The following is a 26,012-nucleotide window of genomic DNA, read 5'->3' as shown; positions in this document are numbered from 1 at the left end:
GATGCCGTCAGCGAGGGCGCCGGCTGGAGTTACGAAAACCCCACCGCTGCCTTTCTCCCCATCACGGGACATCTCGCGTTCTCCCCGAGTCGGCTCGAATGCGAGGTGGACGGCAAACGAGTCACCCCGCAGGAAGGCGGCTTCTACGAGGGATGGATCACCGACGATGTCGTCGGCCCGTTCAAGGGTATCCCCGGCAGCTGGGGTTGGTGAGGGCCACACCAGGTGAGCAACACCAGGTAAAGCAACCCCCGCTGAGCAACCCGAGGTCACACCGACTCAGGGTGCAACCAGTTCCGCGGGAATGATCTGCAGCGAGCTTTCGTCGTCCGGGTTGCTGCCCGTCACGAACACCGAACCGGACGCAGGGTCGACGGCAATCGAATTGGGTTGCCGCACGGTGGCCACGTCGCGAACGGTTCTGGGGTTCGAAGGGTCGGCCATGTCGACCACTCTCAGAAGGTTCGATTCGGTGAGCGTGATGAGCAGCAACCGTCGTTGCAAGTCGTACGCGAGGCCGTAGGGCTTGCCGGGGGCATCGATTCGGGCGATCTCTTCGACGCCCGGGGTGATGCGTTCGACGAATACAGCGCCGCCGTCGGTGTCGGCGAACGCGACGAGGTCGTCACCTGCGGCCACTGCGTGGGTCAGCTTGGTTCCCACGGGAGCTTGGGTCAGAAGTTCTTGCTCGCGGCCGCCGTAGATCCACACTCCGTTGCCTTGGACGTCCGCGACCGCTGCGTAATTGCCCACTGCTGCAGCACCACCGGGCTGGACGGGTCCGGCCGGGAGTGATGCGGTGACTGCGCCGTCGCGAACGAAGACGACACCGCCCCCCATCTCGTTGGTGACGACGATGGTTCCGTCTGCAGTGGCGACTGCGTCGTGGGGTTGTCGCCCGACGTTCGGCACGGTGGCCATGATCGCTGCGCCAACGGGGTCGACGAGCAGCAATTCGTCGCTCTGCTCGAGCGGGGCGAGCACGGGTCCTTCGGGACCGGCCAGCGAGAGGTGCCGCGGCGAGCCGGTGGTGGGCACGAATGCGCGCTCGGTGCCCGCGGTGTCGAGTAGGCGGATACCGTCGGGTTCGCGCACTCCGACGGCGACCGTGCCCGATGCCGTGATCACGATTCCCTCGGGCGCTCCGGCAAGCGGCACGATTGTTCCAGCCGGTGGCTCGGCTGTCGGCGCTGCGGCGGGTTCGGCAGCCGGTATTGCCGTGTCGGTGGGTGGGTCGGTGTTCTCGACCTCGCCGCCGCTGCCGTTGCCGTTGCTGCAGCCCACCACGAGGGCCATGGCGGTGATCGCTATCAGGTGTCGTCTCATCGTCTGTCTCGTCATCGTCCGCCGTACTGTTCGTAGTGCACCGCGTCGGCGAGTGGGCGACGTGCGCGCCACCCGAACCGTTCGAGGTCGGGTACCTGCTGAAACCGGGTGACGGGCCCGACGCACAACCAGGCGATCGGGCGAACCGGTGCGGGGACGGATAGCAGCTCGCTCAAGAACTGCTCCTGGTAAAACGACACCCAGCCGACGCCGATGCCCTCCGATATCGCTGCGAGCCAGAGATTTTCGATGGCGAGTACGGCGGAGAAAATTCCGGTCTCGTCGACCGTGGCGCGCCCGAGGACGTGTCGACCTCCGCGTTGGGGGTCGTAGGTGACGACGATGCCCGTTCGGCTGGTCTCGATGCCTTCTATTCGGATGGGATCGAAGGTGTGTCGGCGGTCCGGCGGCAGACTGTTGGCGAATGCGACTCGTTCGCCTGCGACGTGGTGCGCGAATCGGGCAAGGGTTTCCGGCGAGCGGACTACGACGAAGTCCCACGGTTGTGTGTTGCCCACGCTCGGCGCTCGATGTGCAGCGTCGAGGATTCGCTGCAGCACTTCGTCGTCGACGGTCTCGCCACTGAATTCTGCACGGACGTCGCGCCGGGATCGGATGGCGGTGTACACCGACATCGGATCGTCGGAGGTTCTCTCGTCTCGGGTGTCTGGTCGGGCTCCGTCGCTCATGTCACCTCCGTGTACTCACTCAGCTCGGCGTCGAGCTTGTTCACCGATTCTGGAATGTCCTGGGCGGGCATCGGTCGTCCCAGGTGGTAGCCCTGAGCGTAATGACAGCAGAGTTGCTTGAGTTCCAGCAGGGTTTCGCGATCCTCGACGCCCTCGGCGGTGATGCTAAGACCCAGCGCCCGCGCCAGGTCGATCGTCGAACGGACGATGACGCGGTGCGCCAGCACACTCGTCATATCGGTCACGAAAGCCTTGTCGATCTTGAGCTGTTGCACGGGTAGTCGCTGCAGGTAGGTGAGCGAGCTGTATCCGGTGCCGTAATCGTCGATGGCGAGCCCGACGCCGAGCGCTCGGAGTGCGAGCAGGGTTTCGACGGCAAGGGAGGGGTCCGTCATGGACGCGGTCTCGGTGATTTCGATGGACAGCTGTCGTGGATCGACGCCGACGGTGTCGAGGGTGCGTGCGACACAGTCGACCAGGGTGGTGTCGAGGAGGTTGCGGGTGGAGATGTTGACCGAGACGGTGAGCTCGACCCCCTGCGCCGCCCACGACTTCTGTTGCGTCAACGCGTCCCGCAGAACGTAGTCGAGCAGCGGACGAATGAGCCCGGTTCTTTCGGCCATCGGCATGAACGAATCGGGTTCCACGAGGCCGAGTTCGGGGTGGTTCCATCGCAGCAGCGCTTCGACGCCGACGGCTTTCATAGTCGTCAGATCCACCTGTACCTGGTAGAAGATCTCCAGCTGGCGATGCTCGATGGCCGAGGTCAACTCGCCGAGAAGCAGCAGTCGGCTGGTGTCGTCGCGCTCCATCGAGCTGTCGTAGTGCGCGTATCGGGACGGCAGCGTTTTGGCAGCCTCCATGGCGAAGTAGGCATGTCGGCCCAATTCTTCACCGAACAGTGGGGGATGCGAATCGGACGAGCAGGCAACTCCGATACTGACTTCGACGAGCAGGGTCGCGTGCCCGACCGTCAGGGCCTGTTTCAGCGCTGCGAACATGTCGTCGGCGACCCTCGTCGTTTCGGGACGGTGAGCGGTGACGACCACCGCGAACTCGTCGGCGCCGATCCTGCCGACGACTCCCCGGTCGCCGACGGCGCGGGTGAGCCGGTCGCCGACCGCGCGGAGTACATCGTCACCGAGGGCGTATCCGAACGTGTCGTTGATGTCCTCGAAGCGGTCGATGTCGACCATCAGGAACGCAATCGGCCCGTCTTCGTCGGGGAGCTGATCCACCCAAGCCTCGAGACCCCGGCGGTTGGGCAGACCGGTGAGTGGGTCCGACTCTGCGTAGCCGCGCAGCGTCTGAGTCTGGCGGTCCAACAGTCGCAGCAGGTCGGTTACACGAACGAACACCAGGCCGATGAGAAGCGTCGCGCACAGGACGACACCCCAGCCCCACTCCGTCACGGGTTCGCCGCGGGCGATGAGTATGCCCATGGCGAGCGGTACCGTCAGCGTCGCTGCCGTGACCGCCACCACGGTGGTGGTGTTGAAGGACGAGATGAGCGTCGACGGTCGACGACGTGAGGGGTGCGCTCCGAGCGCGCTCATCGACGGGTGCAGGGCCGCTGTTCCGACGAGTACGTAGCCCGCGAGGTAGCCGGCGTCGATGACGTGGGGGCCGGTGGTGACAAATTCGACGGGCTCGACGTCGGCCGCGATGTCGGCGATCAGGACCGCAACGACCGATGCGGTGAGCAATCGAAATGCCGTGCTCTCCCACTGGGTTGCACCGACGAAGTGGATCAGCAGGCCGAGCAGAAAGACGTCCATTGCCGGATACGCGACGCCGACGAGTCCTTCGACGGTGGAGACGTCGGCCGATGCCGGCTGCACGACGAACACCCACATGAGCAGGCCGAACGCGATCATCACGATGGTGCTGTTGGCGACGTGGCCCAATTCTCCTCGACGCCAACTCTGGTGAACGAGCGTGTACAACCCGGCCGCCAGTACCGGGTACCCGGTCAGGTAGACGATGTCTGCTGCGGACAGGATGGGCACGACGCTCTGGTCGAGGTAGATAGCGAGGAATGCGGCGTCACCGAGTACCCAGAGACCGACGCCCGCCGCGATCAGGTACCACGCTCCGGCCGAGGAAGGACGGTTGATGCGGATGCCGGCAACGATCGCGAGGGCCGAGACGACGGCGATCCCGAAGTACACGGAATTGGACAGAGCGCTTTCGGGTAGGAAGAAGTAGGTCAGGCACAGGGCAGTCGCCAGCGCAGGGAACAGCCACCATTTCATCGGGCGCGTCCTCCCATGCCTCGTACGACCGTGCTCACCCCCTCGTCCAACTTCCCACACTCGGACACTCGAGTCGGCTCGAATGGGCAGGAAGGAGCGCCGTGTCGGCCGATCGACGGCCGCGCCGCGGCGCTCAGGGCAGAAGTCGGTCGATCAGGGTGTTGCTGTAGATCCGGTGCGGATCCAGTTCGTTGTATCTCGCTCGCGCGGTGTCCCAGTTCTCGGAGGCCGGAACGCCCTCGCGGTAGGTGGCGGGCAGAACGGTGTCGATGACGGCCGCGTCCTTGTAGGGCAGCTGCGTGTCGAACGCCCACCCCTTGGACCACTCGGGGCGGAACGTCGCCCAGCTTCCCGAGTAGTGGGAGCGCATCCACTGCTCCATCTCGCGATAGAAGGCGAACATGCCCGGTGTCCCCGGCACGCCGAGGACGTTGAGCCACACGGCGGTGTCCCACTCGGGGTGGTCGGGTCGGGGGCGCATCGCCGAGATGGTGGGCGGACCGGCGGACTCGACGACGACGTCGTCGGGGTCGTCCATGCCGCAGCACCTGATTTCGACCGGCCCGTTGATGGGAAACTGCCCGAGGGATTGGTAGTGCGACACCCGCTCGTCGAACCACGCAGTGAAGTCGCGAATCACCTGGGCGACGTTCGCGCGCGAGGTGATGACGGCGCCTCCGCCTTCGGTGAGCAACAGCGTGCTGGGTTTGATGTAGAACTGCAGGTCCTTGGCCCAGCCCCAGATGTCCTGCGACGCGGTGGCGGCGAGTCCTGCGACGGTGGTGCCGTAGAAGACCTGCCCGAACGCCGGCGCGATGAAGGTGTTGCCCGCGGTCAGACCCCCGATGAGGTCGGAGGCGATTTCGGGAAGGTTGTCGGAGAACGCATAGTTGTACGGTCCAGTCACCGCCCGTGACGTGGGCGGCTTCTCGGGGCAGATCGACCACACCTTGACCCACGGGTTCTCGGTGAACGGATACCAGATGGCTTCGATGCGGCCGGTGCGGTCGAGGAAACTCTCGAATGTGCGACCGCCTGCGCCGGGAGCCGCGAAGAGTTCGCGCCAGCCGATGTCCGTGTAGCTCTGGCAACGCATCCGGGTGTTCCCGCCCGCCTGCATCGTCACCGATGTGATGAACGTACGGCCCAGATGAGTGAGCAGCGGCGTGATCTCCGGCTCGGACCGGTCGAACGTGCGCAGGGAGTAGCTGCTTCCGTCCCAGACGACGGCGGTCAGCGATGTCACGAGATTGCTCAACGAACCGTATGTCGTTCCCGGTACGGGTGATTCGCCGACCGCTGGCACCGCGGCACCGTGGGCGTCGACGGCCAGCGCGCCGGCGATGGACAGGACTCCGGGCGCAGGCACGCATACCCATCCGAGACCGTTGTTCTCGAGCTGCTGGAGAATGGCTTCCAGCGTGGCCCCGGCTCCGGCGGTGACAGTCGAGGATGCCGGATCGACAACGACGCCGTTCAGGTGAACCATCGTGTCCACCAACACCGTTCGTGCAACACTTTCACCGTTCACGATGGTGAGCGGTGTCCACCCGTGCATCGCGCCGCGGGGCCTGATGCGGTAATCGTTGGCGTGAGCCCAGTTGGATAGGCGCACAACGTCGTCGGCGGTAGTCGGAGAGCACGTCCAGATGGCGTCGAGGATAATTTCCTTCGACCAGTTCTGGTAGCGCTGCTGATACAGCGGTATCCCTGCCGGAAAGTCGGGCGGCGCGGGGATCGTCGTGTCCGCGCTACCGAACGGTGCAGCGCCTGCGGGTACCGCGCGCACCAACGACGCGGTGGCGACCGCTCCTGCTCCGGCAGCGATGAACTGTCGACGATTCAGCGTAGGCATGTTTCTCCGAGTTTGTTGTCAGGGAAGGTGGGTGAGCAGGTCAGCGGATGGTAGCGACGACGTCGGCAAGGGCAGGGGCGTCGCCGCGTCCGGGAATTGTCACGGCGATATCGATGCGGTCGTCCTCGCGCCAGAACCTACACTCGAGGCTCTCGCCGGGGTAGACGACGCCGGCGAAGCGCGCGGCGATACTTCTCAGCGCATCGGCGTCGCCCCCCAGGAGGGTGTCGGTCACCGCTTTCGCGACCATGCCGTAGGTGCACAGTCCGTGCAGGATCGGCCTCGAAAAGCCTGCAGCGGAGGCGAAAGTGGGGTCGGAGTGCAGAGGGTTTCGATCGCCGCACATGCGATACATCAGCGCCTGCTGCGGCAGGATTCGGACGACCGCGTCGGCGTCGGGTGCGCGGGTGGGCGGCGCCGATTTGGTCGACGGTCCGCGCTCGCCGCCGAATCCGCCCTCGCCTCTGGCGAAGATCGAGGACCGTGTGCGCCACAGTTCGGTACCGTCCGGCGCTCGCGTGGTGGCTTCCTGGACGATCACGGCCGCGCTGCCCTTGTCCCATATCTCGGTGATGCGGGTGGTCGTCTCGGCCTCACCCGTTGCCGGGACGGGCGCAAGCACGTGCACCTCCTGGCTCCCGTGGACGACCTTTGCCAGATCGATGTCGATGCCGGGGAAGTGCACGCGCGGCGCCTCGGTGGCATGAAACGTTGCTGCCACCACCGCGAACGTCGGGAGTACCTGTGGCTTCTCGTCGTCCAGGTATCGAAGCTCGGTCGGGTCGAGCGGATTCGCTCCTGCACCGATCGCGAGGTGGTAGGTCTGAACGTCGTTCGCAGACCACGTGAATCGCTGTATCGGAAGTTCAGCACCGAGTGCGACGCTCCGGTCGATGCTCATCGGACGTCCCTGCTGATCATGTCGAGTACGGCCAGGTATCCGAATGTCATTGCGGGGCCGATGGTTGCACCCGGTCCGGCATAGGTATGACCCATCACCGGAGCGCTGGCATTGCCGACGGCATACAACCCGTCGACGACGCTGGCGTCCTGCCGCAGCACTCTGGCGTCGGCGTCGGTGACGAGACCGCCTTTCGTGCCGAGGTCACCGGGCACCATCTTGACTGCGTAGAACGGTGGCTTGTCGAGCACGCCGAGGCTCGGATTCGGCTTGTTCGTCGGATCGCCGTAGTACTTGTCGTAGCCACTGTTACCTCGGCCGTAATCCTCGTCGACGCCGGTGCGCGCGAAACCGTTGAAGCGTTGGACCGTCGCGGTCAGTTCGGTGGCGGGGAGACCTGTTCTCTGGGCCAACTCGTCGATCGTGTCCGCGCGGACCACGACGCCCGCGTCCAGCCACCGCGACGGAAATCGCTTCTTCGGCTGCAGTCCCGCGAAGATGTAGCGGTCGCGATACCGCTGGTCGATGATCATCCACGTCGGGATGTTCTCGCCCGGACCGTCGCCGACGCCATATTCACCGCCGTACATCGCGTGCACGGCCTCGACGTAGGGCGCAGCCTCGTTGAGGAAACGCCTACCGGCCGCGTTGACCATGATGCCGCCGGGAAGAGTGCGTTCGGCGATGCAGAACCAGGGCCCGCCCGTCAGCGGAATCGACGGGCCCCACCAGGCATCGTCCATGAGATCGACCGCGGCACCGAGCTTTTGGCCGGCGCGGATTCCGTCGCCCGTGTTCGCCTTCGCGCCTACCGTCCAGTCGGTGCCGATGGGCTGACGCTGGTATTGCGCGCGCATCTCGGGATTGTGTTCGAAACCCCCTGATGCGAGCACTACTCCGAGCCGGCCGTGAATCACCCGGCCGTCGGTGGTCTCGACGCCCCGCACGCGGCCGTCCTCGACGTGGAAGTCGAGCATGGGGGTGTCGAGCAGGACCGGCACCCCTGCGTCGAGAAGTCCCGCACGCAGTCCCGCAGCCAGCGCCTGCCCACGTCCGAGTAGGTGTTTCCCGGTCAGTTTCGCTGCCATCCAACGCATGCCGACGCGCACGACTCGCGCGACCCCGCTGGGATGGCGGCGCAGCAGGTTGATGGTTCGGTAGTCGGCCTGCGTGATCACCACGTTGAGTGGCGCCTTGCCGTAGTCCGGCTCGAGGTTGGCTGCTTCCTCGCCCAGGCAGGAGGCGTCGAACGGGGTGGGTTCGACGGATCTACCGCCGACGCGTCCTCCGGGCGCTTCCGGGTAGTAGTCCGAATAGCCCGGCACCCACTGCATTTTCAGAGGGGAGTTACGGAGAACGAAGCTCAGCATCTCCGGGCCGCGTTCGAGGTAGGTGTCGATTCGTTCCTTGGATACGACGTCCCCGATGATCGCGTGCAGGTAGTCGCGGGCGGCTTCCGGTGTGTCGTCGACGCCCGCGGCCGCCAGCGCCTCGTTGCCGGGGATCCATACGCCGCCGCCGGAGCGGGCCGTCGAGCCACCGAAGTGCGACGCCTTCTCGATGACCACCACGCTCAGTCCACGGTGGGCAGCGGTGAGTGCGGCGGTCATCCCGCCGGCGCCGCTGCCGACGACGACGATGTCGTATTCCTGCTCGCTCATGTAGAACACGTTATAGAATGATGCGGCAGTGAGTCCATGCTTTCTGCCAGTAAGAATCGAACCGATGTCGTTCGATAACCACAACGTGTTCCACTTTGCGAATCGGGGTCTGTGAGTGAACTGGGATCTGCATACCGACGTCGTCGTGGTGGGATTCGGCGCGGCGGGCGCGGCTGCCTGCGTCACGGCTGCGGAGGCCGGTGCCGAGGTCGTCGCGCTCGATCGGTACAGCGGAGGCGGTGCGAGCACCATCTCGGGCGGAGTCGTCTACGCCGGAGGGGGCACGTCCGTACAGACACACGCCGGTGTCGAAGACAGCGCCGAGCAGATGTTCGCCTACCTGGAGAGAGAAGTCGGCGACGCGGTCAGCGCGGCGACACTGCGGCAGTTCTGCGAGGACAGTCCGGCAATGGTCGAGTGGTTGCAGGCCCACGGCGTGCCGTTCGAGGCGTCGCTGTGCCCGTACAAGACGTCGTATCCCAGCGATCGGCACTACCTGTACTACTCCGGCAGCGAAGCCGCGGGGGAGTTCCGGGCAGTCGCGACACCCGCGCCGCGAGGTCATCGCGCCAAGGGCAGGGGCACGTCCGGCAAGATGCTCTTCGGCCCCCTCGCCGCGTCCGCGCGCCGAGCAGGGACCACGCTCGTTCCGCAGACGCGTGCCGTGGCACTGGTCACCGAGGGGGAGCGGGTCGTCGGCGTCGAGTGTCGTTCCCTGCGGAACGCGCCCCGACCGATACGAGCGTTACACGCGAGAATCGGTGCACTGTCGGCCAAACCGGGAATTTATGCTCCTGGCCTGCGCTACCTACTCGAACGCAGGCTCGCACGGATCGAGCAGCGGTACGCCGAAACGTTTCGGGTCGAGGCCCGCGGCGGGGTCGTACTCAGCGCAGGCGGATTCGTCGCCGACCGCACGATGATGGCCACCCATGCACCGAAGTACACCGGTGGCATCGCCCTCGGTACCGCCGGTGACGACGGCAGTGGCATCGCGCTGGGCACGGAAATCGGCGGGGCAACAGCGAAGCTCGGCAACGTCTCCGCCTGGCGCTTCATTGTTCCGCCCGTACCGTTTCTCGGGTCGCTGCTCGTCGATCGCGCAGGCGAGCGCATGGTCGACGAGTCTCGCTACGGTGCGGCCCTCGGTCACGCGATCGTCGAGAAGGGCGGCGGACGCGGATGGCTCCTCGCCGACGCCGATCTGGTGCGTGATGCCAAGGCGCAACTACCCACGCAGTCGATGTGGTTCCAACGCGTGCAGAACGCCGGTCTGATGCGGACGGCCAAGCGCGGCAACACCATCGAAGAAGTGGCACGTGCAGCCGGCGTCGATCCCGTGGGGCTCAGAGCAACGGTCGATCTGCACAACGACGCCATCGGATCCGCATCGCCCGATCCGTTCGGCAAGCACGACGACTTCCGCCGAACCGTCGGGCGGCCACCGTTCACACTGTTCGACGCCGGGATACCCGCGGAGTCGACCATCGGCCGAGCCATGAATCCGTGCCCGATGATCACCCTCGGCGGACTCGTCGTCGACGAGCTCACCGGCGGTGTTCGTAGCGAAACCGGCCACGTCATCCCCGGTTTGTACGCGGCGGGCCGCACGGCTGTCGGTCTTTGTTCCAACTCCTACGTCAGCGGTTTGTCGCTGGCGGACTGCATTTTCGCCGGACGCCGCGCAGGCGCACACTCAGCCCGAGGAGCACACGATGTTGCCGACGCAGACGCGCGCTGAACTCGCCCACCGCCTGGCGGTCGCCGAGACCACACGGTCACCCATCGGGCCGTTGATCGCGGACGAACCGGACATCGATGTGGTCGACGCGTACGAGATTCAACTGCACAATATTCGCCGACGAGTTGCCGACGGCGCAACGATCGTGGGGCACAAGGTCGGGCTGTCCTCGCTGGCAATGCAGCAGATGATGGGAGTCGACGAACCCGACTACGGGCATCTTCTCGCCGACATGGAGGTGTTCGAGGACGTACCGGTGGACACCTCGAAGTACTGCTTCCCGAGAGTGGAAGTCGAGGTGGCCTTCGTCCTCGGCGCCGATCTCCCCGGCGAGGACTGCACCGTCGAGGACGTCGTGGCAGCCACCGAATATCTCGCACCGTCGATAGAGCTGATCGACAGCCGCATCGAGAACTGGAAGATCGGGCTCTCGGACACTATCGCCGACAATGCGTCGTCCGCCGGGTTCGTTCTGGGCAAGCAGCGAGTACGCCCCACCGAGATAGATCTGCTGACGATCGATGCCGTTCTGTGGCGCAACGGCGACGTCGCCGCCGAAGGGCGAAGCGACGCCGTGCTGGGCAATCCCGTCACCGCGGTGTCGTGGCTCGCGCGGAAAGTCGCGGGATTCGGGGTCCGCCTGAAGAAGGGCGACATCGTCCTCCCGGGCTCGTGCACCCGTGCCATCGATGCCCGCGCCGGCGACGCGTTTCGAGCCGAGTTCGCGGGCCTCGGAACGGTATCGCTCCGATTCGACCGACCAGAGAGGTCCTGAAAATGAGCAAGGCGACAGTAGCGATCGTCGGGTCCGGCAACATCAGTACCGACCTGCTGTACAAGCTGCAGCGGTCGGAGGTGCTCGAGCCGCGGTGGATGATCGGAATAGACCCAACGAGTGAGGGTTTGGCGCGCGCACGTTCGATGGGTCTGGAAACCAGCGCCGAGGGCGTCGATTGGCTTCTCGCGCAGGCGACGCTGCCCGACTTCGTCTTCGAGGCGACGTCGGCGTACGTGCATCGCGAAGCGGCGTCACGCTATGCGGACGCCGGCATCACGGCGATCGACCTGACGCCTGCCGCAGTCGGACCGGCCGTAGTGCCACCCGTCAACCTGCGCGAGCACCTCGCCGCCCCGAACGTCAACATGATCACGTGCGGAGGCCAGGCGACCATTCCGATGGTGCACGCGGTCTCCCGCGTCGTCGAGGTGCCATACGCCGAAATAGTGGCATCGGTGGCGTCGGTGTCCGCCGGGCCCGGCACCCGCGCGAACATCGACGAGTTCACCAAGACGACGAGTCGCGGGATCGAAGAGATCGGCGGCGCTGCGCGTGGCAAAGCCATCATCATCCTCAACCCGGCAGACCCGCCGATGATCATGCGAGACACCATCTTCTGTGCCATACCCGAGGACGCCGACACCGACGCCATTGCGGAGTCCATCTTCCGTATGGCGCGCGATATCGCCGAGTACGTTCCGGGCTATCGCCTGCTCAACGACCCGCAGTTCGATCCACCGTCCGAGATCTCCGGTGGGTACGCGAAGGCGTCGATCTTCGTCGAAGTCGAAGGCGCGGGCGACTTCCTGCCGCCCTACGCGGGGAATCTGGACATCATGACGGCAGCGGCCACCCGGGTCGGCGAACACATGGCACAGCACATTCTGGAAGCGAGGGTTCGATGACACCCACGGTACGAGTGACCGACACGTCGCTGCGAGACGGCTCGCATCACAAGCGACACATGTTCACCGGTGACGACGTACGAAACATCGTTGCCGCGCTCGACGGCGCCGGGGTGCCCGTCATCGAGGTGACGCACGGCGACGGTCTCGGTGGATCGTCCTTCAACTACGGCTTCTCTCGAACACCCGAGCAGGAACTGATCTCCATCGCGGCCGACACGGCGAAGAACGCGTCGATCGCCTTCCTGATGTTGCCGGGCCTCGGCGTCAAGGACGACATACTCGCGGCCCAGGACAACGGGGCGTCGATCTGTCGGATCGCGACACACTGCACCGAGGCGGATGTGTCGGTGCAGCACTTCGGGCTGGCCCGGCAACGCGGCCTCGAAACCGTCGGCTTTCTGATGATGGCACATTCGCAACCACCGGAAATGCTGGCGAAGCAGGCCCGCATCATGGCGGACGCGGGCTGCCAATGCGTCTACGTCGTCGATTCAGCAGGGGCCCTGGTGCTCGAGCAGGTCACCGACCGAGTCTCCGCGCTCGTGGCGGAGCTCGGTGACGACGCGCAGGTGGGATTCCACGGTCACGAGAATCTCGATCTGGCAGTGGCAAATTCGATCTGCGCGGTCCGAGCCGGGGCGCAACAGATCGACGGCAGCGCCAGGAGATTCGGTGCCGGAGCCGGAAACACACCGGTCGAAGCCTTCGTCGGGGTGTGCGACAAGCTCGGCATCGAGACGGGCATCGACTTCTTCGCCATCGCCGACGCCGCCGAGGACGTGGTGCGACCGATCATGCCCGCCGAGTGCCTACTCGATCGACAGGCACTGATGATGGGGTACGCCGGGGTCTACTCGAGCTTCCTCCGACACGCAGAGCGTCAAGCAGAGCGGTACGGAGTGTCCTCGGCCGAGCTCCTGGTCCGTGCAGGTGCGCGCAAGCTGGTCGGCGGGCAGGAAGACCAGCTGATCGACATAGCGCTGGAACTGCAGAAGGAAGCCCGGATGCTGGTGACGTAGCCAGCTGCACCGGCGTCAGGCATCGAGCCCGGCGTCCGATGTTGCCGCTTCGTCGGGAACCGTCAGGATGCCCTCCAGCACGGCGTGCCGGAGGGAGTCCTGCATGCGCGGGCAGCCTTCCTGCGTGGCGGAGCCGCCCGCCTCGCGGAACACCGGGCATGTGTCGGACGGTCTGCCAACCCACTCCACCGAGGTGTGCCGAATGCTGTTCTTACGCGCCAACACCCGCGTTCCGCAGGCCCGGCACTCGACCGGCGCCAAGTTCGACTCGAGGTACGCCTCTTTGTCGCGCACGGTCTGAGCGTGAATCTCGTCCACGCGAGCAGGATCGTCGGTGAACGCCGGCGCCTTTGCCCAATGCGGGCTCATGCGTCGGCTTTCTCTCCAGCCTGCTTGGCCATGTTCTCTTCGACCTCGTGTTGCCACACCTCGTTGGCCTTCGTGGTGTCGACCTCGAACTCGAACCTGCCGGTCATCTTGTCGGTCACATCGGCAGCGTCGACATAGAACTGGTCGTACCACCGCCGCAGCTGGTAGACAGGGCCGTCTTCCTCACAGAGCAGGGGATTGTCGATCTTGGTCTTGTTCTTCCAAATTTCGACGTCCTGCAGGAATCCGACGCTGATGCCTTCGGTGAACTTCTCGGCCAGCTTGGTGGCGGTCGCGTCGTCGATGCCCTCGGGCTTTTTGACGGTGATGCCCCACTGCAGAACGAACGAATTCTGGTCGATCGGGTAGTGGCAGTTGATCAGTACGCTTTGCACCTCGTATCCGCCGTAGATGTTGACGAGCGGATTGATCATGTACGAGGGCCCGTAGTACGAGGCCTCCGATCTGAGCAGGGTATCGCCGCCGTACTGGGACGCCATTCCGATGTCCGGCCGGCCCTTCGTGTTGAGGTACTGCGAGGCGATGTGCCCCTCGAATACGTTCTTGAAGTACGTCGGAAACGCATAGTGAATGTAGAAGAAGTGCGCCATGTCCACGACGTTGTCGATGATTTCGCGGCAATTCGCGCCCTCGATCACCATCGAATTCCACGTCCAGGAAGTCCACTCGTCGCTGTATGCGCCCTCGATGCGTGGGATGGTCACCTCGATGGGAGGCGGGTTGCCTTCGGCGTCGTTCCAGACGAACAGCTGCCCATTCTGTTCGAGCGTGGTCCACGAACGGGTTCGGGCCAGCGGGGGCACGCGCCGAGCGTAGGGAATTTCGGTGCATTTGCCGCTCGCGCCCCAGCGCCAATCGTGAAACGGGCAGGCTATCTCGTTGCCTTTCACGGTCCCCTGCGTCAGGTCGCCGCCCATGTGGCGGCAGTAACCGTCGAGCACCACGATCTTGCCCGTGGATTCGGCGAAGACGACGAGCTTGGTGCCGAACGCGCGCACGGCGTGCGGCTTACCGTCCGCGAAGGCCTCGAGCAGGCCGAGGCAATGCCACCCTCGCGCGTAGCGGGTCGGGGTCTGGCCGACGTCTATCTCACGAATCTTCGCCATGGGTGCCCCTTCAGTCCGATCTTGCGTACTAGAACACGTTATAGAATAGGTGGCATATTGGCTAGTAGAGCGATTGGAACGGGTTCTCGACAGGCGCGATAACGTGTTCTAGTCTGGGGTTCACGGGACCCACGGAAGGCAGGAGTAGGCAACAGTGACTCACGAGGTGATGGAGAGGCTCGACGCCTTGCTGCCCACGCTGCGCGAACGCGCGCAGGAAACCGAGGACCTCAGGCGCCTCCCCGACGAGACGGTCAAGTCTTTGCAGGAGACGGGATTCTTTCGGCTGTTGCAGCCGGCGCAGTGGGGCGGTTACGAGGAAGACCCGGTTCTGTTTTATTCGGCGGTGAAGAAAATCGCTGCCGCATGCGGATCGACAGGATGGGTGTCGTCGATCATCGGCGTCCACAACTGGCATCTCGCACTGTTCCCACAGCAGGCGCAGGAAGACGTGTGGGGCCTCGACACCGACGTGCGAATCTCCTCGTCGTACGCACCGATGGGCGCAGGCACCGTCGTCGACGGGGGTTACCGGCTGTCCGGTGCATGGCAGTGGTCTTCCGGATGTGATCACGCGTCGTGGGCGATGCTCGGCGGACCCGTCATCAAGGACGGTCGGCCCGTCGACTTCGTGACCTTCCTCGTGCCGCGTGAGGACTACCGCATCGACGACGTCTGGAACGTCGTCGGCTTGCGCGGCACCGGCAGCAACACGGTAGTTGTGGAGGACAAGTTCGTTCCTACACATCACGTTCTGAGCTTCAAGAAGATGAACGATCACACCGCCGAGGGGCTCGAACGCAACACCGCACCGGTGTATCGGATGCCCTGGGGGACTGTTCATCCCACCACCATCTCCGCGCCGATCGTCGGAATGGCAGAGGGTGCGTATGCGGCGCACGTCGAGCATCAGGGCAAGCGGGTGCGCAAGGCATTCGTCGGCGAAACTGGCAAGGACGACCCGTTCGCCAAAGTCCGAATTGCAGAGGCCAGCAGCGATATCGACGCCGCGTGGCGTCAACTGTCGGGCAATGTCGCCGACGAGTACGCCCTGCTGAAGGCAGGCGAAGAGGTTCCGATGGAGATGCGGTTGCGCGCTCGCCGCGATCAGGTGCGCGCCACGGGACGCTCGGTCGCGTCCATCGATCTGCTGTTCGAAAGTGCAGGTGCGACCGCGTTGCAGAACGATGCACCGCTGCAGCGCTTCTGGCGTGACGCGCACGCAGGCCGGGTGCATGCGGCCAACGATCCGGAGCGCGCCTATCAAATGTTCGGCGGAGGCGAATTCGGTCTCCCGTTGAAGGACACGATGGTATGACCGCGGTCGCCGAACAGATCACCTACGAATCGACGTCGAAGTTCGCACAGGTGCGCGAGGACCTCACGTTGCACTATCACGAGGCGGGCGCCTCGAACGACACGACGATCGTGTTGCTGCACGGAGGTGGTCCCGGCGCGTCGGGGTGGTCCAACTTCGCCGCCAACATTCCCGTTCTCGCACAGCACTTTCACGTACTGTGCGTAGACCAGCCGGGATTCGGTGAGTCCGACAAGCCGACGGAGCACCCGCAGTACTTCGTGCACAGCAGTTCTGCCCTGAACGACCTGTTGAGCCACCTCGGCATCGCCCGGGTCCACCTACTGGGCAACTCGCTCGGCGGCGGAACCGCAGTGCGATTCGCACTGGACTACCCGGAGCGCGCAGGCAGATTGGTGCTCATGGGTCCCGGAGGGTTGAGCATCAATCTGTTCGCACCGGACCCCACCGAGGGCGTCAAGAACCTCGGCAACTTCTCTGCGCCACCCGGCCCGTCCAAGGACAAACTCGAAGCGTTCTTGAAAGTTATGGTCTACGACCAGTCGCTGATCACCGAGGAGCTGCTGCAGCAGCGCTACGAGCAGGCGTCGACTCCGGAGTCGCTGGCCGCGATGAAGGCGATGGGAAAATCGTTCGGAGGCGTCGACTACGAGAAGGGCATGCTCTGGCGCGAGGCGTACAAGCTGCGTCAGCGGGTGCTGCTCATCTGGGGCCGCGAAGATCGCGTCAACCCGATCGACGGTGCGCTCGTGGCACTGAAGACCATTCCCCGGGCGCAGCTCCACGTGTTCGGGCGCTGCGGGCATTGGGCCCAGGTGGAGATGGCCGACGAGTTCAACCGCCTGACAACGGCATTCTTGACCGAAGGGAGCTGAACCACATGGGTATTCGATCGCTCGCGTACATGCGCATCGAGGCAACCGACATGGACGCCTGGCGTCAGTACGGACTCGAGGTACTCGGCATGGTCGAGGGCAAAGGTAGCGTGCCGGGAGCGCTCTACCTGCGCATGGACGACTTCCCCGCACGGCTCGTCATCGTTCCGGGCGAAAAGGATCGACTGCTCGTATCGGGTTGGGAAACCGCGAATGCTGCCGAGCTGCAGACGATTCGGTCGGCCCTCGACAGTGCCGGTGTTCCCTACAAGGAGGGAACGGCCGAGCAGATCCAGGACCGGCGCGTCGACGAACTGATTGTCTTCGAGGATCCATCGGGCAACACGCTCGAAGCCTTCCACGGTGCGGCACTGGAACATCGGCGGGTCGTCAGCCCGTACGGTCACAAGTTCGTCACCGGCGAGCAGGGGCTCGGGCACGTCGTGCTCTCCACGGACGACGACGACGCGTCGCTGCGCTTCTATCGGGACGTCCTCGGCTTCCGGTTGCGCGACTCGATGCGACTGCCACCCCAGATGATGGGTAGGCCCGCGGACGGCCCGCCCGCATGGTTGCGCTTTTTCGGATGCAACCCTCGGCACCACAGCCTGGCGTTCCTGCCGATGCCGTCGTCGAGCGGGATCGTTCACCTGATGATCGAAGTGGAGAACTCCGACGACGTCGGACTCGCTCTCGACCGTGCGCTGCGCAAGAAAGTTCCGATGTCGGCGACTCTCGGCAGACACGTCAACGATCTGATGCTCTCGTTCTACATGAAGACGCCCGGCGGATTCGACATCGAATTCGGTTGCGAAGGAAGACAAGTGGAAGACGACGACTGGGTGGCCCGCGAAAGTACCGCGGTGAGCCTCTGGGGCCACGACTTCTCGGTGGGAATGAAGTAGTGACGAGTGAATTCCGGGCGGTGATGGGCCAGTTCTGCACCGGAATCACCATCATCACCACCGGCGACGACGGAACGCCGATCGGCTTCGCGTGCCAGTCGTTCGCGGCGCTGTCCCTCGACCCGCCGCTCGTGCTGTTCTGCCCGACCAAGGGTTCGAGGTCGTGGGCCGCCATCGAACGAAGTGGGACGTTCGCCGTGAACGTGCTGGGGGAGGACCAGCAGGATGTGTGCGCCCGCTTCGGATCCCGCGAACCGGACAAGTTCGCCGGGGTGCACTGGACCCCGTCCCCGCTAGGGTCGCCGATCTTGGCCGGCGCCCTCGCCCACATCGACTGCAGTGTCGAGACCGTCCACGACGGCGGCGACCACTTCATCGCCGTCGGCCGAGTGCACACGCTCGGCGATGTCAACGGTGAGCGCCCGCTTCTGTTCTACCGCGGGCAATACACCGGCATCGAGCCGGATAAAACCGTCCCGGCCCCCTGGCGAGACGACCTCGAGGCCTTCTTGACCTCGACGTCGTCGGACACGTGGCTGTGAGGCGGCTGGCGCCACCGGTGCGTGAAAGGCGGCTGGCGCCACCGGTGCGTGAAAAGGGCGGTTCCAACAACGTTTTGTGCACACGGGCGCGGAGCCGCCGGTGCGTGGAAAGGGCGGTTCCAACAACCTTTTGTGCACACGGGCGGCGGAGCCGCACTACCCTCACCTGCGTGATCACCTTCCGTCGCGTGGCACCCGACGACTTTCCGATGCTCGCGCAGTGGCTCTCGCGTCCGCACGTGCACCGGTGGTGGCATCAGGAATTCACGGTCGACGCGGTCGAGCGCGACTTCGGGCCCGTGGTTCGCGGTGAGGAGCCGGCCGAGGACCTACTGGCCTACCAGGATGGTGTCGCCTTCGCGCACGTGCAGCGATGCCGGTGGGGCGACTACCCCGAGGACCTCGCGGCAATCGAGCGCTTCATCGACATTCCGGCCGAGGCGACGACGATCGACTACCTCATCGGTGACGCTGCCGAGACCGGGCGAGGACGCGGCCCCGCATTGATCAGGGCATTCGTCGAACACACCTGGCGGGCGTACCCGGCGTCGACTGCGATCGTCGTTCCGGTCGTTGCGGGCAACAGACCCTCGTGGCGTGCGCTGGAGAAGGCTGGTTTTCGACGTGTCGGCGAGGCCGAACTCGAGCCGGACAACCCGATCGACTCTCCCCTGCACTACGTTTCACGAATCGACCGACCGTCCTAGGACGTCGGCATCGCCGAACGTCATCTTCAGTGCCGGCATGTGCGTTGTGACGAGGGCGCGGCGCGACAGGCCGAGCTCGCGCAGTTCCCGCGCCATCGGATGCGACCCGAGCGTGAGAGAAGCGCCGCCGAGCCGGGCTCGTACCGTCCCCGGACTCATCGTCCACGTGGTTCGACGCGTCACCCCGTCGAGACACGAATACGCGTCGAGCGGCCGCGAGAACATCCGTCCGGGTGCGGGGAGCCCGGCGCCGATCTTCAAGCGCAGAATGCGGGATCCGCCCTGGTCGAGGGTGCCGTCGAACTGCTTCCCGTAGTGCACGTCGAACTCCGCCAACTCTTTTGGGAAACCCCAGATCTGCCGTCCGGCCGCCATCGTGAACTCGCCGTCCACGGGCAATCTGTGGATGAGGACGGAGTTGTTGCGAGTGGAGAAGACGACGCCGAACTCGTTGTACGGGCCGAGGTCCCCGTCGTCGTAGCGCACGAAGATCAGCGCGCACAGGCCGCGCCCGGGCCGGACCGTCTGCAGCGTCAGCCCCGAGTAGTCGATGGCGCGTCCCGCCGCCGCGGCGTCGACCGTGTACATCGCCATCGCGGCGGATGCGCGACGCACCTGCACGGGCATCTCGACCGTGGCGCCGAGGACGACGTGGGCGGTCATTCGACAACGCCTCGAAGACCGTTGGGTCCGAAGACCTGCTCGAGCATCGAGGTGTAGTCGGGCCCGCGTCGTAGCATGTGACCGCCGTCGACGTTGACGACCTGGCCGGTGATCCACGACGACGCCGGACCGAGCAAGAACAGCGCGAGGGCGGCGATGTTCTCCACCTCGCCGACGCGGGCGAGCGGGGTGCACGTCATGTAGTCGTCGAGAATGGGACCACCGCCGCGCACGACGGCGACCTCGTCGGTGACGTCGGAGGCGAAGGGACGCAACGTGCTTGCGTGCGCGGCGTCGTCGAGCTTGCTGTCGGTGCGGCCGACGATGGTGACGGCGGCGCCCGCGTTCGCCAGAGCGGTTGCGATTCCGAGGCCGATTCCGCTGCCCCCGCCCGTGACGAGAACGGATTTTCCTTCGAATTCGCTCATGGGTGCCTTCCTTCGAGGTCGCCGTCGTCCAATAAGAACACGTTCTAGTTTTCGTCGGAAGGGTTTCCGAGCTCGTCGATGCCGGCTTCACTCGGCGCAAGGTCGAGGCACCGCCGATGAGGATGAGCAGCGCTTCTTTGATGATGTCCGGATTGCCGAGCCTGTCGCCGTCCGCTTCCGAGTGGATCAGCACGCTGATGAGATCGTCGGTGGGGTCGCGGCGTCGTTCGGCGATGGTTCGCATCGGGAAATCGGTGAACTCGACGTGGACGAGACGACGCGGCACGTGCTGAGCGGCGGCATGGAACAGCTGCTCCGGCCCGTTCCTGTCGGAGCCCCGTTCCTGTCGGTGCCCTGTTCTTGTCGGTGCCTGTTCTTGTCGGTGCCCTGTGCGATCCTGGCGGAGTGATCATGCACGCCGATCTCGACTCGTTCTACGCGTCGGTCGAGCAGCGCGACGATCCGCGCCTGCGCGGTCGGCCCGTGCTCGTCGGCGGCGGAGTCGTGCTCGCAGCAAGCTACGAGGCGAAGGCGTTCGGGGTGCGTACGCCGATGAGCGGTTCGCAGGCGCGCGCGCTGTGTCCGAACGCCATCGTCGTGTCTCCGCGGATGGATGCGTACATCGAGGCGAGCAAGGCGGTGTTCGAGATTTTCCGGAACACCACTCCCTTGGTCGAGGGCATATCCGTCGACGAGGCGTTCTTGGACGTGGAGGGCCTGAGCAAGATCCGCGGCACCCCCGTTCAGGTTGCGCAGCGCCTGCGCCGTGAGGTGAAGGAGCAGGTGGGGCTACCGATCACCGTCGGCATCGCAAGCACGAAGTTCCTCGCCAAGGTGGCAAGCGCGGTGGGTAAGCCAGACGGTCTGCTGCTGGTCGAGCAGGGGCGCGAGCTCGAGTTTCTGCATCCGCTCGGCATCGAGCGACTGTGGGGCGTGGGCAAGGTGACCGCCGAGAAGCTGCATGCGTTCGATATCAGGACGGTCGGCGACATCGCTGCGCAGAGCGAGGCGTCCATCGTGTCGATTCTCGGCAAGGGCGCCGGGCACCACCTGTACTCCCTCGCGAACAATCGGGATCCGCGCCGAGTGCAGACGTACCGCGGTCGCAGTTCCATCGGCGCACAGCACGCTCTCGGACGCGGGCCGACATCGCCGAAGGACGTGGAGGCGTCGCTCATCGCCCTGGTGGATCGCGTCACCCAGCGCATGCGTGCTGCGGAGCGAACGGGCCGGACGGTGGTGCTTCGGCTGCGCTTCGCCGACTTCACCAAGATCACCCGTTCGCACACGCTGCCCCGGGCGACGGCCGACACTCAGGACATCCTGGAAGCCGCGCTCACGCTGTTGCGCGATGCGGAATCGTTGATCGCGAATCAGGGCATCACGCTGGTGGGCGTCACGGTGGCCAATATCGAGCGCAGCGGCGCCGAGCAACTCGAATTGCAGTTCGAGCAGCCGCAGGACGCGCCGAGTGCGTCGGCGCTCGACCTCGCTCTCGACGGTGTGCACAGCAAGTTCGGCAAGAAAGCGCTGACGCGGGGTGTGCTGCTCGGACGCGATTCGGGTCTGTCGGTACCGCTACTCCCGGACTGACACGTCCAGGCGGAAGTTCTTCGGCATCAGCGTCAAGCGTTCCTCGACCTTCAAATCGTACGACGGGTCTGCTCGAATATCGAACTGCTGCAACACCGTTCCGAGAACCAGGACGGCCTCGTGAATGGCGAACTGTCGGCCGATGCATGCGCGTTCGCCGGTGCCCCAGGGTTTGTACACGTGCCCCGGCCGTTTTCGGACGTTGGCGGACAGGAAGCGGTCGGGGTCGAAGGTCGTTGTGTCCTCGCCCCAGACGGGATCGCGATGCAGGCCAGGGATGAGCACGAGTACCCAGTCACCCTTCCTCATCTCATGCCTCGTTCCGTGTGAGTCACCGATGACGGTGTCCTCTCGTGCCTCGCGGGCGAACGCCGGAGCCGTCGGCCACAGTCTCAGAGTCTCGTCGAGAATGCGTCGTACCAGACGTAGTTTCGGCACCTGCTCGAAGGCAGGTGGCGCAGACCCCCACACCTCATCGACCTCCGCGCGGGCGGCCGCCAGAATCTCGGGATTGCGAGCCAGGTAGTACAGCGCGAACGACAGTGCGCCCGAGGTGGTCTCGTGGCCGGCGATGAGGAACGTGACGATCTGCTGGCGAATGTTGGTTTCGCTCAGCGCATTCGAATTGTCGGCGTCGCGGGCGGCGTCCAGCATGATGTCGAGGAGGTCGCCCCGGGCTTCTCCCGTATCGGTGTCACGCCGGGTGCGCACGATGTCGTCGAGCAGTTCGGCCATGTAGCGCTGGTTGGCCTCGTTTCTGCGATCGGCTCGGCGGAAGACGAGGTTGCCGAGCCACGGCACGGGCACCAGTTCGCGGCGCTGGTTGTGCGAGAGAACGCCCACCATGGCGCTGACGAACGGGTGCGGCTCATCGCGGGTGAACGAGTCGAAGGTGTAGCTGAAGCCCGTGCGGCCGATCGTTTCGAGCGTCAGCTTGGTCATGTCGGCGGAGACGTCTACGTTCGGCCGACCGCGCCAATGCGTCACCAGTTCGTGGGCGACGGTGAGCATGATGTCGTGATAGCTGCGCATGGCGCTCTGCGCGAAGGCCGGGCGAAGTAGGTCGTGAGCCTTCTGCCAGTTCGGTTCGTCGGAGTAGGCGGTGAAGAGGCCGTCGCCGCCGATGGACCGCAGCCCTTCCACCGCCGGTGCCACGTGCTTGACGAATCGTTGCTCGTCGCAGAGCTCTCCGACGAGTTCCGCGCCCGACACGATGACGAATTGCCGGCCCATGACAACACGTTCGAAGATCGGGCCGAGCTGCTCGGTGAACGCGATCGAGTCCTGCACCGGCGTCGAGGCGTGGACGCCGAGAACGTCGCCGACGAACGGGACGCGCCGGGGCGGGTGGGGGAGAGCGGCAGTGCGTGCTGCGACGTCGGCGACCATCATGACCTCTTCGTTCGTTACTGAACTCGAATGCAATAACGAACCTACTCGCTGTTGAACCCGTGTCAAGTAAAATCGGCGGCAACATGACGAGTCCCAGAAAACGGCTGTCCCCCGACGCACGAAGAACCCAGCTGCTCGGCATCGGCTCGAGGTTGTTTGCCGACAGGCCTTACGACGAGGTGTGGATCGAGGAGGTCGCGGACCTGGCGGGTGTCTCGCGCGGGCTGATGTACCACTATTTCTCGTCGAAGAGAGATTTTTTCGCCGAGATCATCAGGGTGGAATCGGCACGCATCCTCGAGGCCACCGACCCCGACACCTCACTGCCCGTTCTCGAGCAGGTCGCGGCCGGCCTCGACGCGTACATCCGATACACCAGCGAGCACGAGCACGGCGTCCGTGCCGTCAACCGTGGTGCGATGTCGGGCGACGCCGAGATTCAGGGCATCCTGGCGGCCGAACTCGAACTGCAGCAGCACCGCATTCTGGCCGCACTCCCTGCCGAGATGCGCGACGATGAAATCGTCAAAGCGGCGCTACGAGGATGGGTGACGTTCGTGCGCGCCGTGTGCATGGATTGGCTCGACCGAAAAACCATCACCGAAGACGACGTTCGCCGATTGTGTATCAGTGCGCTCGAAGGTCTTCTGCGGATCTGAGACCAGGACTATCGTGGCCCGCATGTGCCGAAACATCACCACGTTGCGCGGGCTCGAACCGCATGCGACCGACGAGGAAATCGAAGCCGCGGCCCGCCAATACGTACGCAAGATCAGCGGTGTTCAGAAAACGTCCGACGCCACACGCGACGCGTTCGAGATCGCCGTCGCCGAGGTGACCGCGACGACCCACCGGCTGCTCGACGCATTGCCGGAGCGCCGCCAGCCACCGCCGACCGTTCCGCCGCTCCGCAGACCCGAGGTCCAGGCGAGGATTGCTGCGAAAGCGGCCGGCTGACCCGAGGTCAGATCCGTTCGATGATCGTCCCGGTGGACAGCGCGCCCCCGGCGCACATCGTGATCAGTGCGGTCGAACCGTCTCGCCGCTCGAGCTCGTGCAGCGCGGTGGTGATCAGCCGAGAGCCGGTGCTGCCGACGGGGTGGCCGATCGCGAGCGCGCCCCCGTTGACGTTGACCTTGTCCATGTCCGGCTCGTGTACCGACGCCCACGACAGCGGCACCGATGCAAAGGCCTCGTTGACCTCGAACAGATCCAGGTCGCCGATCTTCATACCGCTGCGCTCGAGTACCCGGGTCGTGGCCTGGACGGGGCCGTCCAGATGGAATTCGGTCTCCGCGCCGACGAGACACTGCGAGACGATGCGCGCGCGAGGAGTCAGGCCGAGGGCTCGCGCCCGATCCTCGTCCATCAAGATCACCGCCGCGGCGCCGTCGGAGATCTGTGACGACGTACCGGCCGTGTGCAGTCCGTTCTCCATCACGGGCCTCAAGGTCGCCAGCGACTCGGCAGTCGTCTGCCGCAATCCCTGATCGCGATCGACCACCTGGTCTCCGACGCGCACGGGCGCAACCTCGCGATCGAACCTTCCCTCGTCCCACGCCCGCCGAGCGAACGCCTGCGACCGGACGCCCAGCGCCTCGAGGTCGGCGCGTGAGAAGCCACGACGTCGCGCGATGCGTTCGGCCGCCTCGAATTGATTGGGCAGATCGATGTCCCACGACTCGGGCCGCCGGGGCCCGGCACCTTCGCCGACGTTCGCGCCCAACGGCACTCGGCTCATCGACTCGACCCCGCAGGCCATGCCCGCGTCGATCGCGCCGACCGAGATGAGCCCGGCGACGAGATGGGCGGCCTGCTGAGCCGACCCGCACTGGGCGTCGACCGTCATGGCGCCGCTCTGCCAGGGAAGCCCGGCATGGAGCCACGCCGTGCGAGTGATGTTGTTGGACTGCTCGCCCGCCTGCGTGACGCACCCGCCGATGACCTGCTCGACCATCGCGGCGTCGACACCCAGTCGGTCGACAGCTGCGCGCTGCACGTGACCGAGTAGCTCTGCGGCATGGAGGCCGGACAGCCATCCACCTCGTTTTCCGATCGGCGTACGTACTGCCTCGACGATGACTGGAGTGCCCACGGCGGGCTCCTTTCTACTCGAGCCAAAACTAGAACATGTTCTCGATCTATGGCAAGCAATCATCTTCCGTGCACAGTGGGGTTGTGTTTGAATGAATCTAGAACGTGTTCCACTACCGCGCGTCCGCGGGGCTTTCAGGGCGCACCCTGCTTCAGTGACCGAAGAACCACCAGGAGACCGACGTGACAGACGTACACCAGGACCTCGCTCGTCCCGAACTCCCCGAGGGCTTCGACCCGACAGACCCTGACATCTACGAACACCGCATCCCGGTCGAAGAATTCGCCGAGCTGCGCAAGACCGCACCGATCTGGTGGTGCCCACAACCTCCCACGGTCGGCGGCTTCGGCGACGACGGCTATTGGGTGGTCACCAAACACGCGGACATCAAAGAAATCTCCAAGCGCAGTGACGTGTTCTCGAGCTTCGAGAACACCGCACTGCCGCGCTTCAACGACGACATCACGCGCGAGCAGATCGAACTGCAGAGATTCGTCATGCTCAATCAGGATGCGCCGCAACACACCAAGACGCGCAAACTGGTATCCAAAGGGTTCACCCCCAAGTCCATCAACGGCCTGCGCGACGAGCTGGAGCGACGTGCCAAAGCGATCGTCGAGAAGGCCGCAGAGAACCCGACGGGCGACTTCGTCACCGAAATCGCATCGGAACTGCCGCTGCAGGCCATCGCCGACCTCATCGGCATCCCGCAGGAGGACCGCAAGAAGATCTTCGACTGGTCCAACGAGATGACCTCGTACGACGACCCCGAATTCGACATCGACCCCGTCGAAGCGTCGTCGCAGATTCTCGGATACGCGTATCAGATGGCGGACGAACGCCGGAAGAATCCGCAGGACGACAT

At 65.0% G+C, this 26,012-nt stretch carries 25 protein-coding genes and 2 pseudogenes; 14 read left to right on the top strand and 13 right to left on the bottom strand.

The features are described from left to right. On the top strand, positions 1–213 hold a 213-nt coding region (locus WBQ44_RS17395), incomplete at its 5' end, for a DUF427 domain-containing protein (protein ID WP_495567918.1). Between the two features lie 66 nt (positions 214–279). Here WBQ44_RS17395 and WBQ44_RS17390 read toward each other — a convergent pair. The 6 genes from WBQ44_RS17390 to kstD form a co-directional block, all read right to left on the bottom strand. Next, complete coding sequence (locus WBQ44_RS17390; RefSeq protein ID WP_495567917.1) at positions 280–1,326, bottom strand: YncE family protein; 1,047 nt, start codon at positions 1,324–1,326, stop codon at positions 280–282. 11 nt (positions 1,327–1,337) lie between these two features. Further along, a complete protein-coding gene (bluB, locus tag WBQ44_RS17385; protein WP_495567922.1) occupies positions 1,338–1,961 on the bottom strand; it encodes a 5,6-dimethylbenzimidazole synthase in 624 nt (207 codons plus the stop codon). Between the two features lie 50 nt (positions 1,962–2,011). After that, positions 2,012–4,270 carry a putative bifunctional diguanylate cyclase/phosphodiesterase gene (locus WBQ44_RS17380; RefSeq protein ID WP_495567916.1) on the bottom strand — a complete coding sequence of 753 codons (2,259 nt, stop codon included), beginning with the start codon at positions 4,268–4,270 and terminating at the stop codon, positions 2,012–2,014. A 133-nt stretch (positions 4,271–4,403) separates the two neighbouring features. Next, a complete protein-coding gene (locus WBQ44_RS17375; protein WP_495567915.1) occupies positions 4,404–6,125 on the bottom strand; it encodes a cholesterol oxidase substrate-binding domain-containing protein in 1,722 nt (573 codons plus the stop codon). A 40-nt stretch (positions 6,126–6,165) separates the two neighbouring features. Continuing rightward, complete coding sequence (locus WBQ44_RS17370; RefSeq protein ID WP_495567914.1) at positions 6,166–7,026, bottom strand: MaoC/PaaZ C-terminal domain-containing protein; 861 nt, start codon at positions 7,024–7,026, stop codon at positions 6,166–6,168. Beyond that, entirely contained in the window at positions 7,023–8,687 is a 1,665-nt protein-coding gene (kstD, locus tag WBQ44_RS17365) for a 3-oxosteroid 1-dehydrogenase (RefSeq protein WP_495567913.1), read from the bottom strand. The genes WBQ44_RS17370 and kstD overlap by 4 nt, the downstream gene beginning before the upstream one ends. Positions 8,688–8,802: 115 nt before the next feature. On the opposite strand from kstD, the gene WBQ44_RS17360 reads away from it, so the two are divergent. The 4 genes from WBQ44_RS17360 to dmpG are packed head-to-tail and all read left to right on the top strand — an operon-like array spanning position 8,803 to position 13,133. After that, positions 8,803–10,428, top strand: coding sequence for an FAD-binding protein (locus WBQ44_RS17360; RefSeq protein ID WP_495567912.1), 1,626 nt, complete (start codon positions 8,803–8,805; stop codon positions 10,426–10,428). Further along, entirely contained in the window at positions 10,403–11,203 is an 801-nt protein-coding gene (locus tag WBQ44_RS17355; protein WP_495567911.1) for a 2-keto-4-pentenoate hydratase, read from the top strand. The genes WBQ44_RS17360 and WBQ44_RS17355 overlap by 26 nt, the downstream gene beginning before the upstream one ends. A gap of 2 nt (positions 11,204–11,205) precedes the next feature. Then, the gene (locus WBQ44_RS17350) at positions 11,206–12,111 is read left to right on the top strand and encodes an acetaldehyde dehydrogenase (acetylating) (RefSeq protein ID WP_495567910.1); all 906 of its coding nucleotides are present in this window, start codon (positions 11,206–11,208) and stop codon (positions 12,109–12,111) included. Next, the gene (gene dmpG, locus WBQ44_RS17345; RefSeq protein ID WP_495567909.1) at positions 12,108–13,133 is read left to right on the top strand and encodes a 4-hydroxy-2-oxovalerate aldolase; all 1,026 of its coding nucleotides are present in this window, start codon (positions 12,108–12,110) and stop codon (positions 13,131–13,133) included. The genes WBQ44_RS17350 and dmpG overlap by 4 nt, the downstream gene beginning before the upstream one ends. Before the next feature lie 15 nt (positions 13,134–13,148). Here dmpG and WBQ44_RS17340 read toward each other — a convergent pair whose 3' ends face one another. Together WBQ44_RS17340 and WBQ44_RS17335 are read right to left on the bottom strand one after the other, a co-directional pair. Beyond that, complete coding sequence (locus WBQ44_RS17340) at positions 13,149–13,502, bottom strand: hypothetical protein (protein WP_495567908.1); 354 nt, start codon at positions 13,500–13,502, stop codon at positions 13,149–13,151. Then, positions 13,499–14,629, bottom strand: a complete 1,131-nt coding sequence (locus WBQ44_RS17335; RefSeq protein ID WP_495567907.1) for a 3-ketosteroid-9-alpha-monooxygenase, oxygenase component — start codon at positions 14,627–14,629, stop codon at positions 13,499–13,501. The genes WBQ44_RS17340 and WBQ44_RS17335 overlap by 4 nt, the downstream gene beginning before the upstream one ends. A 169-nt stretch (positions 14,630–14,798) precedes the next feature. Here WBQ44_RS17335 and hsaA point away from each other — a divergent pair, with 169 nt between their 5' ends. From hsaA to WBQ44_RS17310, 5 genes are all read left to right on the top strand, one after another. Beyond that, on the top strand, positions 14,799–15,947 hold the full coding sequence (gene hsaA, locus WBQ44_RS17330) for a 3-hydroxy-9,10-secoandrosta-1,3,5(10)-triene-9,17-dione monooxygenase oxygenase subunit (RefSeq protein ID WP_495567921.1): 1,149 nt from the start codon (positions 14,799–14,801) through the stop codon (positions 15,945–15,947). After that, the gene (hsaD, locus tag WBQ44_RS17325; protein WP_495567906.1) at positions 15,944–16,822 is read left to right on the top strand and encodes a 4,5:9,10-diseco-3-hydroxy-5,9,17-trioxoandrosta-1(10),2-diene-4-oate hydrolase; all 879 of its coding nucleotides are present in this window, start codon (positions 15,944–15,946) and stop codon (positions 16,820–16,822) included. The genes hsaA and hsaD overlap by 4 nt, the downstream gene beginning before the upstream one ends. A gap of 5 nt (positions 16,823–16,827) precedes the next feature. Further along, positions 16,828–17,727: an iron-dependent extradiol dioxygenase HsaC gene (gene hsaC, locus WBQ44_RS17320; protein ID WP_495567905.1), complete on the top strand. Its 900-nt coding sequence runs from the start codon at positions 16,828–16,830 to the stop codon at positions 17,725–17,727. Between the two features lie 23 nt (positions 17,728–17,750). Next, the gene (hsaB, locus tag WBQ44_RS17315; protein WP_495567920.1) at positions 17,751–18,269 is read left to right on the top strand and encodes a 3-hydroxy-9,10-secoandrosta-1,3,5(10)-triene-9,17-dione monooxygenase reductase subunit; all 519 of its coding nucleotides are present in this window, start codon (positions 17,751–17,753) and stop codon (positions 18,267–18,269) included. A 170-nt stretch (positions 18,270–18,439) separates the two neighbouring features. Further along, complete coding sequence (locus WBQ44_RS17310; RefSeq protein WP_495567904.1) at positions 18,440–18,976, top strand: GNAT family N-acetyltransferase; 537 nt, start codon at positions 18,440–18,442, stop codon at positions 18,974–18,976. On the opposite strand, the gene WBQ44_RS17305 is transcribed toward WBQ44_RS17310, so the two are convergent. The 3 genes and pseudogenes from WBQ44_RS17305 to WBQ44_RS17295 all read right to left on the bottom strand — a co-directional run. Continuing rightward, complete coding sequence (locus WBQ44_RS17305) at positions 18,953–19,639, bottom strand: acetoacetate decarboxylase family protein (RefSeq protein WP_495567903.1); 687 nt, start codon at positions 19,637–19,639, stop codon at positions 18,953–18,955. The genes WBQ44_RS17310 and WBQ44_RS17305 overlap by 24 nt on opposite strands. Continuing rightward, positions 19,636–19,875 (bottom strand): annotated as a pseudogene (locus WBQ44_RS17300) (SDR family oxidoreductase); the annotation flags it as partial. The pseudogene WBQ44_RS17300 and the gene WBQ44_RS17305, both read right to left, overlap by 4 nt. Before the next feature lie 9 nt (positions 19,876–19,884). Continuing rightward, positions 19,885–20,067, bottom strand: a pseudogene (locus WBQ44_RS17295) (SDR family NAD(P)-dependent oxidoreductase); the annotation flags it as partial. Between the two features lie 411 nt (positions 20,068–20,478). Here WBQ44_RS17295 and dinB point away from each other — a divergent pair. Beyond that, the gene (gene dinB / locus WBQ44_RS17290; RefSeq protein WP_495567902.1) at positions 20,479–21,660 is read left to right on the top strand and encodes a DNA polymerase IV; all 1,182 of its coding nucleotides are present in this window, start codon (positions 20,479–20,481) and stop codon (positions 21,658–21,660) included. Here the strand turns inward: dinB and WBQ44_RS17285 are convergent. Next, entirely contained in the window at positions 21,646–23,049 is a 1,404-nt protein-coding gene (locus tag WBQ44_RS17285; RefSeq protein ID WP_495567919.1) for a cytochrome P450, read from the bottom strand. The genes dinB and WBQ44_RS17285 overlap by 15 nt on opposite strands. An 86-nt stretch (positions 23,050–23,135) precedes the next feature. Between WBQ44_RS17285 and WBQ44_RS17280 the strand changes: the two genes are divergently transcribed. After that, positions 23,136–23,711, top strand: a complete 576-nt coding sequence (locus tag WBQ44_RS17280; protein WP_495567901.1) for a TetR/AcrR family transcriptional regulator — start codon at positions 23,136–23,138, stop codon at positions 23,709–23,711. A 22-nt stretch (positions 23,712–23,733) separates the two neighbouring features. Then, entirely contained in the window at positions 23,734–24,009 is a 276-nt protein-coding gene (locus WBQ44_RS17275) for a DUF2277 domain-containing protein (protein ID WP_037112363.1), read from the top strand. Between the two features lie 7 nt (positions 24,010–24,016). On the opposite strand, the gene WBQ44_RS17270 is transcribed toward WBQ44_RS17275, so the two are convergent. Next, positions 24,017–25,147, bottom strand: coding sequence for a steroid 3-ketoacyl-CoA thiolase (locus tag WBQ44_RS17270; protein ID WP_495567900.1), 1,131 nt, complete (start codon positions 25,145–25,147; stop codon positions 24,017–24,019). 182 nt (positions 25,148–25,329) lie between these two features. Between WBQ44_RS17270 and WBQ44_RS17265 the strand changes: the two genes are divergently transcribed. Next, positions 25,330–26,012 (top strand): cytochrome P450 family protein (locus tag WBQ44_RS17265; RefSeq protein ID WP_495567899.1); only part of this gene is annotated, 683 nt, incomplete at its 3' end.

The organism is Rhodococcus sp. (in: high G+C Gram-positive bacteria), from assembly GCF_049591685.1.
Classification (GTDB): Bacteria; Actinomycetota; Actinomycetes; order Mycobacteriales; family Mycobacteriaceae; genus Rhodococcoides.
This window is presented reverse-complemented; position numbering and strand designations above follow the sequence as displayed.